This window comes from Corallococcus sp. AB011P, assembly GCF_003611605.1.
GTDB lineage: Bacteria > Myxococcota > Myxococcia > Myxococcales > Myxococcaceae > Corallococcus > Corallococcus coralloides.
In genome coordinates this window covers 1-10,884 of the sequence record NZ_RAVX01000047.1, presented here as the reverse complement: position 1 = coordinate 10,884, position 10,884 = coordinate 1, and the positions used below count along the sequence as shown (strand labels likewise).

Below are 10,884 nucleotides of genomic sequence, written 5' to 3'. Positions count from 1 at the left end.
AGTTGAGGACCCTGAGCGCCAGGGCGCTCCAGCGGGACGCCGAAATGCTGAGCGTGATGAGCATGCCGAACTGGAAGGGCATCAAGCTCGAGCACGCGCGGCACTACGTCTGGCTCACCAACCATGACGAGGTGCTGCGCGAGATGAAGACCTTCCTCGAGACATTTTGAAAGGGCGGCGAAGGCGCGCTGGATGAGCGCATCTCCTGTTTCCACACTTCGAGCAAGCGAACACGTCCAGCGCTTTCCGTCCTGCGTAGCAGCCTGGCGAGAGTCCAATCGTGGTGTGCGCTCCTTCTTTGGCTCCTCCCTCGTCGCGGCAAAGGACGGGCTCTCTTCCTCCGGCTCCGGCCTCGCCCCTGCTTGGGGGAAACGGCTCGCCTGCGCGGTGAAGACCCGGGATGCTACCTGCTGCGCGCCGCCCTTGGCGCCATCGAGAATCCCGGTACCGTCACGCTCCCGGCCAGCTCCGACTGACGCCACCGCGCCGTGCTTCAATGCCCGGCGGGCTCATCCTCGCCCCGCCCAGACGGGGCACGGCGAGCTGTTACGGCGAGCCACCATACCCACTCGGCCGAGTCCTGTGGTCTCTTGTAATACTCCATAGGTTTATGAATAGTAGACCTAGGACCGCGAGAGCCACCGGCTCCCATCTCCCACAGCCGAAACCCCACCAGGGAGCCGGAAGGCCCGAGCCAGCGCCCGCCGCGCGTCCTTTCCCACCTGGAGGCCGCACATGACCGATGACAGCACGCCGACCGACGAAACGCTGATCGAGGACGCGACGCCGGAGAACAGTTCCGACCTGGAGAGCGCCCGCCCCCGGCTCCGGTTCACCATCGAGACCACCACGTACGAGGCCATCCGCACGCTGGAACGGCGGGGTAACGGCGAGGTGGTGCTCCTTGCCGAGCGTCACCTCCCACATGGACTCGCCGGGCACGTCACCATCAAGCGCCTGCGCAATCCCGTCACTTTCGAGCGCTGCCAGCGGCTGATCGAGGAGGTCCAGCTCGCCTTCCGCCTCCACCACCCGGCCATTGCCCAGGTCCATCACCTGAAAATCCACGCCGACCGGCCGCACGTCATCGCGGAGTACGTGGACGGCCCCACGCTGGACACCATCATCAGCCTCGCCACCATGCGCGAGAAGCCGCTCTCCGCGCCCTTCGCCCTCTACATCGCCGCCGAGGTGGCCGATGCCCTCCACCACGCGCACACGCTGAGAGATTCGGAGAACCGGCCGCTGGGCATCATCCACCGCGACGTGGCGCCCCGGAACATCCGCGTGGCCCGCAGCGGCGAGGTGAAGGTGACGGACTTCGGCGCTACCTACTCGCTCATGGTGGGCCGGGAGGAAACGCCGGGCCTGCTGCTCAAGGGCGACGTGGCGTACGCCTCGCCCGAGTACCTGCACCGCAAGCCCATGGATGGCCGGTCCGACATCTTCTCGCTGGGCCTCGTCCTCATGGAGATGCTGACGTGCAAGCACCTCTTCGACGTGGAGGACGAAAAGGCCGCCAACGCCACCGTGGACGTAAAGACGGAGGAGACGCCCTCGGTGCCCCTCACGCAGATGATCGCGCTCGTCAACCGCTACCGCCCCGAGGACGTGGAGAACGCGATGGCGGGCCTGCCAGACGCGCTCAAGGCCATCGTCCACAAGGCCCTCCAGCGCAAGCTCTCCGAGCGCTACGCCACGGCCGCCGAGATGCACGATGCGCTGCGGGCGGCGCTCGCGGCGGAGTCACAGCCCTTCGGCCGGAAGGAGGCGAGCGAGGAGCTGGCGCGGCTGCTGTCGGAGGCGTCCGTCCTGCGCGACCGGGTGGAGCTGGACGAAGAAGGCATCTTCCCCGAGGGCCTGGACGCCGACGAGGCGACGCCCGCACCGAACGAAGAGTGAGAACGGGCGGCCGAACATTGCTGGAAGCAAGCGGGCCCCAGGTGTGGGCCCGCATCGTTTCAGCGCAACAACACCTGGGCCACCGTCACGAGGGCATCGAGCTGGTCCTCGTCCATCTTGCGCGCGAGGCCGGTGAGCTGGCGCAGCTTGGGCGCCCCGCCCTGCCCTCGCTCCTTCTTGCCGGACTTCGCCCCCTCCTCCGCGTCCGCGATCCCCAGCAGCGCATCCGAGGAGATGCGCAGCACCGAGCACATCCGCAGCAGCGTCTGGACGCTGGGAAGCATCTTCCCGCGTTCCAGGCGGCTGTAGACCATGTGCGCCAAGCCCAGCTTCTCGGCCACCTCCGCCTGCGTGAGCCCGAGCTGCGTCCGGGCCTCACGGGCGGCACTTCCAATACGGGTCGCCAGTTCTTCGTTCATGCGTCGGGGTACCAGGAACACCGAGAACCAGGTCTGGCGCGGGCAGGGGGCTCGCGCCTCGGGGAGGCCCCTTCCTGCCGCATCTTGGCGATCATGTCGATGCGCGATCCGCACCCCGTCACGTGGCAGCGCATCCCCCTATGTGCCGGAGCCATCGAGAGCAGGGGCCTCCAGGCCCTTGCTGCCCAGGATGAAGTCCACGGAGACACGGAGGACACCGCACAGGCCCACCAGCGTGGGGAGGCTGGGCAGCAACCTGCCGCGCTCCAAGCGGCTGAACACCAGCGTCGGCACGTGGATGGCCTCGGCCACCTGGGCCTGCGACAGGCCCGCGCGATGCCGGGCGGCGCGGACATTGGTTCCGATCTGCTGGGAGAGCTTCGCGGACATGAGGAGACCTGGGAGAAAGAGGAGAATGCCGCGCGGGCGGCACTCCGAGCATACCGCCCATCAGGTTCAACGATAGTATCCGCTCAAGGTTTACCCTTCTCCCGCGCACTTCGCGGGGGGAACTCGTACGAGTTCCACTGCCGGTTGAGAGCATGTTCAGGAACGCCGCCCCCACACGCCCCGCCGAAGGAGAGGACACTTGAGCCCGCGTCTGCATCCCGTCGTCCCCCCGGGCACGGACATCGGCGGGTACCTCGTGGAGGAGAAGCTGGGAGCCGGGGGCTTCGGTGCCGTGTACCGCGCCCGGCGTGGAGGGCGGCTCTACGCGCTCAAGCTCATCCCACTCTGGGGGCTGGCCGAGTGGGCCGAGCGCGAAGTGGCCATCCTCCTGCGGCTCAAACACTCCAATCTGGTACGCATCCGTGGACACGGACAGTGGCCGGACGAGGCGCCTCAATCCTTCTTCATCGTCATGGACTACGTGGAGGGGCGCCGGTTGGACGTGTGGGCCAAGGAGGAGAACCCCTCGGCCCGCGAGGTCGCACTCAAGGTGCTCGGCGTGGCGCGCGGGCTGGAGGCCGCGCACCGGGCGAAGGTGGTGCACCGAGACCTGAAGGAGAGCAACATCATCGAGCGCGCCTCAGACGGCGAGGCAGTGGTGGTGGACTTCGGCGCGGGCGGGTACGAGAGCGCTCCAAGCATCACCGGCGGAGTGCTGCCACCGGGCACCCCGGAGTACCGCGCGCCCGAGGCATGGCGCTTCCAGCAGGAGCACGGCGACGAGCGTGGCCGCTCCTACCAGCCCAGCCCCTCGGATGACCTGTACTCGCTGGGCGTCGTTCTCTATTGGCTCCTGACGGGCAGGCAGCCCTTCCTCCCAGACGAGGCCGCAGGGGTGGAGGCCGTGCTCAACCGTGCGCCCAAGCCGCCCCATGTGCTCAACCCGCGAGTGCCCGAGGCCCTGAGTGCCGTGTGCATGCGCCTGCTGGCCAAGGCGCCCGGGGAGCGCCACCCAGACGCCGATGCGCTGTGCGCGGAGTTGGAGGCCCTGCTGGCCCAGGCGAACGAGTCCTGGGACGTGAAGCTCTGCGACGCCTATGGCCCGGACACCGCCACCACGCTCGCGGCAGTGCCGCACGCGGGCGAAGACGAACTGGTGCAGTGGTTGAAGAAGCGCAAGGCCCGGCCTCGCCGGGGGCCGCGTCCGCGTCACGGAGAGGACGCGCACGATTCGGAGTCAAACGCGGTGGCCATCCAGACCGTACTGCCGCCCCCACCTCATGCTCGTCCCGGTCCCACGCCTGAGCCGCCCCCGGCACAAGCCCGTCACTTCAATGCTCTGCGTGTGGCGACCTGTATAGGTCTGCTGGCGGTCTTGAGCGCGGGCGCGCTGGTGATCGCGCACACCCTGGCGCCTCCCCCTGCTCCGGCCGCACGTCACGCCCTGGAGCTTCGTTCCAGTGTGGCCGTGGACTCACCACCCGCATACCCCGAGTTCGACCTCGCGCCCTGGGCCCCCGGCCAGGAAGTGGCGGCACCATGGATGCCACCGGAAGCTCAGGAAGCCGCAGCCGCGCCCAATGTCGCGCCCACCCTTGCGGCCGTCGCCTTTCCCGCGACGCTCTCCGAGGAGAAGGCTTCCGTGAAGATGAAGAAGAACACCAGCGTGTTCCCCGAGTCCGAGCCGCAGCGCCTCCAGGGCGGAGCCGTCAGCAAAGTGCTCGGCCTGGGCGTCGCGGCCTGCTTTGCGCTGGCCTGCCCAGGCCCCCAGGTGCGCCCAACGCCTCCGCCCGAGGCGTGCCCGCCAGGTGCTGCTGAGGCCATGAGCAGGTTTCGAATTGAGTACGACGACGATGTGGTCGCCACCTTTTTCGCGACCGCCGAGGAGGGGGTTAGCAGGAACATCACGGTGCGCGTGGGCCCGACGACGGTTCACCTGGGGAGACCATTGGGAAATCTACCGGCCCGGACCACACTCTCCGGACGCCTCATTATCGGAGAGGATCGCGTTTACGGCCGACTAACTGAAGCACGCACACCCAAGGGTGACCACTTCCCTGTATGCATGCAGATTATTGAGAACGACTCGATTGGGCTCAAGAAGGAGTCCAACGACGGCGCCACCAGCGCCTCGGTCTATCCCTACTTTGACGTGAAGGCTGTTCGTCGCTTCGAGTGAATCCCGACCAGGAGCAACATGGGGCTGAACCAAGTATTAATTCAGGGGTCCGCTCTGCTAATTCAAGGTCTCCGCGCATGCCCATGTCACCGACCGTTGTTCTCCTGGTGATCGCGCTTTTCTCCGGGGCCGCCACCGCGCAATCGCGTCCAGCCGCAACGGGCTTCGGGGTACGACGGATCGAGTTCTCGGCCGAGAACTTCGAGGCAATGACGACGCCGGAGGTACAGGTAAGCCCGGGGGTTTCCACCACGTTCGAATTCAACTCCGCCCTCCTTCAGGAGAAAGTCGCGGTTGAAGGCGCCGAGCGTTTCGCGCTCGTGGACATTGGGCGAAGCACTCTCCGGCTGGTGCCCTCGGATCAAGTCCTGCCCGGCGAGCGCCTGCGAGTGACGGTGCGGTTCCTGGACGGAGCAGCGCCGGTAGGCACGGCATTCATTCTCGTCGCGCACCCCGCTCAGGCGGAGCGCCTGGTCGAGGTGTGGCGAAACCAGCGCACAGTGGAGTCCTATCAACAGGAATCGAAAGAGGCCCGGGCGGAGGCCCAACGGTGCCATGAAGAGAACGAGCGTCTGCGTGCCGAGTATGAGGGACCGGGCGGTCTCGCTGGCCTCCTTGAGAACCGCGTGATCGGCAAGTCGGGCGTTTCGGTCAAGCCCCTCGACTTCGAGAAGGAGGTCCGCCAGCGCCCTGGAGACGCGATCAGGATTCTTCGCGCCTGGAGCTACCGCTCCGCCAACCGCGTGGCCGTGCTCATGGACTTGGATTACCCGGAAGCAGCGCAGCATTGGATGGCGCAGGGGGCATCGCTGGTGGGCAAGACGGGCGAGACGTTGAACATGCTGCCTGTATGGCAGGAGGCACCCGTTGCCAATGCCAGGATCAGGCGCCTCGTCGTGGAGGCGGAGGCGACACCGGACGAGGCCCGAGGCACGTTCGCCCTCAAGCTGTGGGAACGGGACGGGCTCCGCATGATCACCCTTCCCGGCGTGACGTTCCCGTAGGGATACCCGGTCCCCCATGCGCTCGACCATGCGCGACGGACGAAGCGCCGGTCAGAGTACTGTGTGGCAAAATGGCAGGATGCGGCCCACCATCCTTGCGGCGTTCATATTCGCGCAGTTGCAGCCTGATGCTGGCTTATCCGAAAGTCAGCGCGCACCGAATCCCTCGGTACCCAATCCATCTGCGCTCCCAACTTCTTCAGCCCCGACTCCAGCACCAGTACCCTCAGCCTCAACCCCGGCTCCAGATCAACCTACAGGCCAACAGCGCCTGCCCCCCGTAACTCTTCCTGCGTCTGCAACTCCGCAAGTCCCGCCCGGAGAAGCTCCGATCCCGTGGATACAGCTCTTGGGTTTACCCTTGATCGGTACGATTATTGGGTCCTTGGCGACATGGTACTTCAACGAGAGGGCTGCCAAGCGTCGCGAGCAATCTGCGCGCGCAGAACGGCTCCTATTCGAGAACTTGGCAAAGCGGCATGCGGTATACGAGAAGCTCTACCAAGACGTGAGCGCGCTGGAGGGTTACTACACGCCCTTCCAAGGAAACTTGAGCGAGTACGACGAGCAGAAGGAGCCCACCGACTTTGCTCCCCTCAGTGCTCTCGACACTTTCAGATCCCAAGTAGGCGATGGGGCTCTTTGGCTTGATTCACCTACCCGAACTGAGTGCCAAAAGGTTGTAGACGCCGGTAGCATGGGCCTGACGCTCGCGCTGACGATCGCGAGCCGAAAGCATGAAGTAATGCGGCTCCTGCAAGAGGGAGCGTCTGAAGAAGCAGTATCCAATGCCCGCGACGACCTAGACGTATTCGCCTCCTCCGTCGCTGGGCACGTCGAGAAAGTGCTCTTGCAGATCTCCAGCCTCAAGACTGTCATGCGAGGAGCCCTTGGTCTCGATTCTCTAGACCAAGAGGTGGCCGTATTGAACGCGCGGTTGAATGTGGCGTCAAAGAAACCTTAAGGGATAAGTGTCGCCCAATGCGCCGCTCCTTCTCAGTGCGCCATCAACTTGGCACTTCATCCCACATGAACATGAGTTTGGCCAGCACCTGAAGTCTCCGCCAAGAAAGAGCACGGCATCTTGTTTTTCAATAACAACACGAGGAATTGACTTTGAGTGAAGATCTCGACCAGTCCATGCCACTTGTCCTCCTAATCGGAGTCGAAAGCGAAGGGATTGTAAGTACGCTCAAGACTGCTGGGCGTCAGTACAAAATAAAGAAACTCGACTCCGGCAGCGAGAACTGGGACTCCATTGTCGCATATCTTGACAGATTCGATGTTCGCTGTGTTTTGGTCAAGTTGAATGGTCGAGTATACGATCTTTTGGTTCATCCCGACTATGAATCCGCAAGAGAGCGATTGCTGGACCGCCTTGCTCGATTGCCACACGCCATCTTCGTGTACGAGGAACTCCTGTTTGACTCTCCACCCAAGCAGCCAGAACTCCTTGAAGATGACGAAAATGCTTATTTCTGGCTGAGCTTTCATCGGCCCAAGGAAGACGTTCGCAAGACTGTGAATGCCCTACTGTCGAACCGTGGACTCAACGTTTTGCCATATAGGCGAAACGCAGAACTGACCGTGATGGCGGCCAAGTTCGTCGAGGATGCTGAGCACGGATTGATTTTCCGGCTTTACATCCCAACAGGACGTCTTTGGGCACATGAGATTGATCGGTTGCTCCAATTGTTCCGTGACTATTTGTCGCGCGTGGATCACCTGTCAGTCCGATTGGATCAGCGGCGAACAGGAAGCGGCACCGTGTTTGAGTTTTTTGCTGCGCCCGACGATCAAAAACTGCTTGTAAAAGGCAAGTCCACCTTGGACGTCCGGTTCCAAGAGTTTTCTGAGTTCTTGGATCTCTGTGCATCGGATGTGACACAAGCTGAGAACTTGCTAAGGGCTAAGCAGGTAGATCCTCAAGAAGTCGTTGCAATTGTTTCTCGATACTCCAAAGAACTCAAGAGGCTCCAGATTGACTTAAGGCATGACCGCGAGTTGAAGGTGCTGTCGATACGACAGCGCCTTGAGGCAGAATTGAGTGAGGTCCTTCCGATCAACACCACGTTGGATGACCTAAGTCGACTGGCTGACATGGCTGTGCCAAGCATTTCAGGAGTTGGCAGTGCTCTTTCTTCTGAGCCGCGACTCCTTCAGGTCAACGCCGCAGGCGGTTCTAATGTGACGATTAACTACAGCCCGCAGGCCATTGCGGCGGTGAATGCGGTTGTTGCCAGAGAGATCCATGGCGATGTGCATTTAAATGAAATGGACCGAAAATTGCTGGACTTGATAGAGATGCACGCTAGCACAGACAAGCCTGCACTGACGTCGGCTGTTCGTGAGCTTGCTGACGCATCTACCCCTCAGGCTGACCGGCTCACAGCTGGGAAGCGGTTACTAAGGTTCGTTCTTCAGGTGGGCTCGAAGGCAGCAGACAAGATGGTCGACTTGGGTGTGGGTATATTGCAAACGTATCTGGAAAAGAAACTCGGGCTCTAATATTACATGGTCACTTTCTCCTGCTCCCGAGCGGCTTTCTGCCTCGGGAAGGCGCCGATGTGACCGAGTAGTACTAGTTCGCAAAGGGTGCTTCCTAGAGGATTTTTCACGCTACCGTCGTCCGTAACCAGGAAAGGGACGCGGCCATATGCCGAAGAACAAGCCAGAAAATCACCCAGGGTCTTCTTCTCCAATGCCTCAGCCCAAGACCGCCCCACCAGCACAACCGCCTCTCAACTTGTCCTTGCTTCAGAACGGCATAGACTTCGTTCAGGCTGCTGTCATTCTTCTTTATTCGGACAGCAAGCTACCGCTTCTGGCACACAAATACGCTGTCCTTCACGTTTTCTCTGGCGCTCTGCTGCTCTTAAAAGAGCGCCTCAGCTGGGAACACCCTTCGCTCATCTGGGCCGAGGTGACGCACGTCGACAACGCAGAAAAAATCACCGTCGACTTCGACACCTGCCTGGATCGGCTTCGCTCCATAGCGAAGGTCAATCTAGATGAATCCCAGATGAAGCTTCTACGCAGAGCCCAGAAACACCGCAACCGGATCGAACACTATGCTATCGACCTGAAGTTGGAGGAGGCCGAAAAGCTTGTCGCTGAGATGGTAGAGTTCATCTTCGTCTTCATGCGCGATGAGCTTGAGGAAAACCTTGAAGATGACCTCCCCGAAGATGCCTGGAACAAGATCCAGAAACTGCGACAAGTTGCCCAAAGGCTTCAGCAAGAACGAGAGGCTCTGGAAGTTGAGCGGATCTCATCCGCCGAGAAGCGCTACCAAGCCAGCATCAACGGGTTGGATTCCAAGGACCTTAAGTGGTGGCAGCGAGCGTACCGGTACATGGTGATGCCATCGTCCGAACTTGAGGCCTTGGTCGAGGAACCATTCTGGGACCCCCACACCCCATCTCCTGCGCCACCAAGGGAGTGTGCCGATTGCGGCTCGGAGTCAGTGGTTGTCATGGGCGATGGGATCGCGATTTGCACCAATCCCGATTGCCGGTCACCCCACTCCGTGCATTTATGTATACGATGCGGAGGGGACGACATCATTGGTGGCAACGACGACGACCTTTGTGAGTCTTGCCAAAATGAGTTTGCCGCGTTCATGGAAAAGGATTGATGGGAGCGTTTGCCGCACATCTCGCTTTTGTACGACCTGATCACATCTTTCGGGAACTCCGCAGTCCCCCGGGAGAAATCTCGCTCGTGAGCGAGCGAAGTGACCAAGTCGTACTAAGCGGAGTAGAGAACTTCCTTGAGCATTATGACCGACAGCATCGGAAAATCGGACCTCAGCGCAGCACTCCGAAACGGTCTTGGCCTCCCTCGCTTGATCCCAGCAACCCCTCCGGCCTGATCGTGTGTGGTTCATCCCCCAACTCTGGGACATGGTTCGGGTTGGTCGATGCGCGTGCCCAATGCCCAGTTCAAGAACTCCATCCAAAGTCTCCCGGAGTCCTTGCTCGCTCCGTGATGAAGGGCCGTCATCGCGCTGGCCGGTTTGTACCCAAGCTGTACCCAAGATGAACGGACGCGGGTGGACCTCCATGGACGCTCCACCTGCCCCGCTCCAGAGGAGAACCGGCCGATCCTCAATCCCTCCGGACACCTCGCGGATCGGGGTGGCGGGGCTTCAAGACCGGTGGAGGGCTGCGAGAGCAGTCCCTGGCGAGTTCGATTCCCGTGCCCTACCGCCAATACTTCCGAGGGGTTACGCCCCACCTGCCCTGTGGGTACCGTCCCCTGCTGCGTCCAGGCGCGTCCACTCGACTGCGTTACCGCTGCGTTACAGTCATCAGTCGTCGTCCGGATGCAGGACTCGCTATTCGACTCACCTTTCGACATGAGGACGTCATGAACAAGCAGATCATCTTCAACCTGCCGGTCAAAAACCTGGATGAATCCAAAGCCTTCTTTTCCGCTCTCGGCTTCAGCTTCAATCCACAATTCAGTAACGAGAGCGCGGCGTTCATGGCCATCGTGGATGGCAGCATTCATGCCATGCTGACGACCGAAGCGTTCTTCAAGACCCTCATCGACAAGCCCGTCATGCAGGCGAAGGACGCCAACGAGGTCGTCATCTGCTTGAGCTGCGAGAGCCGGGAGGAAGTGGATAGTCTGATCGCCAAGGCCGTCGCCGCCGGCGGCCGCACTCCGCATCCGCCCGAGGACCGCGGCTTCATGTATGACCAGGGCTTCGAGGACCTCGACGGCCACCTGTGGAACCTTGTCTGGACGGCGCCGCAGGCTTGATGCGGCCGGCCGGGCTGCTCAGCGCTCGTCCCTGTGCCGAGCGCTTCATTCGCACCCTCAAGGAGCAACTGCTCTGGTAACCGTCCGGCCGACGACGTGCCGGGAGGCTTGATGACAAACGCGGACCGTGCTCGGCGAGCGCCGCGAGGAGCGAGCTGTTCAGGGACTGGGCTGGAGGGGTGACTCGGGCGGGTCAGCGGCGCGTCGCCGCTTCCACTCG

The 10,884-nt window shown here is 62.1% G+C and carries 9 protein-coding genes; 7 read left to right on the top strand and 2 right to left on the bottom strand.

Annotated elements, in window-relative coordinates; genetic code table 11:
* Window positions 1-735 precede the first annotated feature (735 nt).
* On the top strand, window positions 736-1,902 hold the full coding sequence (locus tag D7X30_RS41130; RefSeq protein WP_120568440.1) for a serine/threonine-protein kinase: 1,167 nt from the start codon (window positions 736-738) through the stop codon (window positions 1,900-1,902).
* Window positions 1,903-1,961: 59 nt separating this feature from the next.
* On the opposite strand, the gene D7X30_RS41125 is transcribed toward D7X30_RS41130, so the two are convergent.
* The gene (locus D7X30_RS41125) at window positions 1,962-2,321 is read right to left on the bottom strand and encodes a helix-turn-helix domain-containing protein (RefSeq protein ID WP_120568439.1); all 360 of its coding nucleotides are present in this window, start codon (window positions 2,319-2,321) and stop codon (window positions 1,962-1,964) included.
* A 138-nt stretch (window positions 2,322-2,459) separates the two neighbouring features.
* Window positions 2,460-2,711 carry a helix-turn-helix domain-containing protein gene (locus D7X30_RS41120; protein WP_233592121.1) on the bottom strand — a complete coding sequence of 84 codons (252 nt, stop codon included), beginning with the start codon at window positions 2,709-2,711 and terminating at the stop codon, window positions 2,460-2,462.
* A gap of 256 nt (window positions 2,712-2,967) precedes the next feature.
* Between D7X30_RS41120 and D7X30_RS41115 the strand changes: the two genes are divergently transcribed.
* From D7X30_RS41115 to D7X30_RS41095, 6 genes are all read left to right on the top strand, one after another.
* Window positions 2,968-4,890, top strand: a complete 1,923-nt coding sequence (locus D7X30_RS41115; protein WP_233592120.1) for a serine/threonine-protein kinase — start codon at window positions 2,968-2,970, stop codon at window positions 4,888-4,890.
* 77 nt (window positions 4,891-4,967) lie between these two features.
* Complete coding sequence (locus tag D7X30_RS41110) at window positions 4,968-5,894, top strand: DUF2381 family protein (protein WP_120568437.1); 927 nt, start codon at window positions 4,968-4,970, stop codon at window positions 5,892-5,894.
* A gap of 385 nt (window positions 5,895-6,279) precedes the next feature.
* On the top strand, window positions 6,280-6,858 hold the full coding sequence (locus tag D7X30_RS41105) for a hypothetical protein (RefSeq protein WP_147443445.1): 579 nt from the start codon (window positions 6,280-6,282) through the stop codon (window positions 6,856-6,858).
* A 152-nt stretch (window positions 6,859-7,010) separates the two neighbouring features.
* A complete protein-coding gene (locus D7X30_RS41830) occupies window positions 7,011-8,402 on the top strand; it encodes a hypothetical protein (RefSeq protein ID WP_147443444.1) in 1,392 nt (463 codons plus the stop codon).
* Window positions 8,403-8,550: 148 nt separating this feature from the next.
* Window positions 8,551-9,531, top strand: coding sequence for a hypothetical protein (locus tag D7X30_RS41825; RefSeq protein ID WP_147443443.1), 981 nt, complete (start codon window positions 8,551-8,553; stop codon window positions 9,529-9,531).
* Window positions 9,532-10,265: 734 nt separating this feature from the next.
* Window positions 10,266-10,664 (top strand): VOC family protein, encoded by a 399-nt coding sequence (locus D7X30_RS41095; RefSeq protein ID WP_120568434.1) that lies wholly within the window; start codon window positions 10,266-10,268, stop codon window positions 10,662-10,664.
* The last annotated feature ends 220 nt before the right edge of the window (window positions 10,665-10,884 follow it).

Coding starts and splice junctions, on each gene's coding strand:
- D7X30_RS41120 (WP_233592121.1), bottom strand. CDS start 2,711: ATGTCCGCGAAGCTCTCCCAGCAGATCGGAACCAATGTCCGCGCCGCC.
- D7X30_RS41095 (WP_120568434.1), top strand. CDS start 10,266: ATGAACAAGCAGATCATCTTCAACCTGCCGGTCAAAAACCTGGATGAA.
- D7X30_RS41130 (WP_120568440.1), top strand. CDS start 736: ATGACCGATGACAGCACGCCGACCGACGAAACGCTGATCGAGGACGCG.
- D7X30_RS41110 (WP_120568437.1), top strand. CDS start 4,968: ATGCCCATGTCACCGACCGTTGTTCTCCTGGTGATCGCGCTTTTCTCC.
- D7X30_RS41825 (WP_147443443.1), top strand. CDS start 8,551: ATGCCGAAGAACAAGCCAGAAAATCACCCAGGGTCTTCTTCTCCAATG.
- D7X30_RS41125 (WP_120568439.1), bottom strand. CDS start 2,321: ATGAACGAAGAACTGGCGACCCGTATTGGAAGTGCCGCCCGTGAGGCC.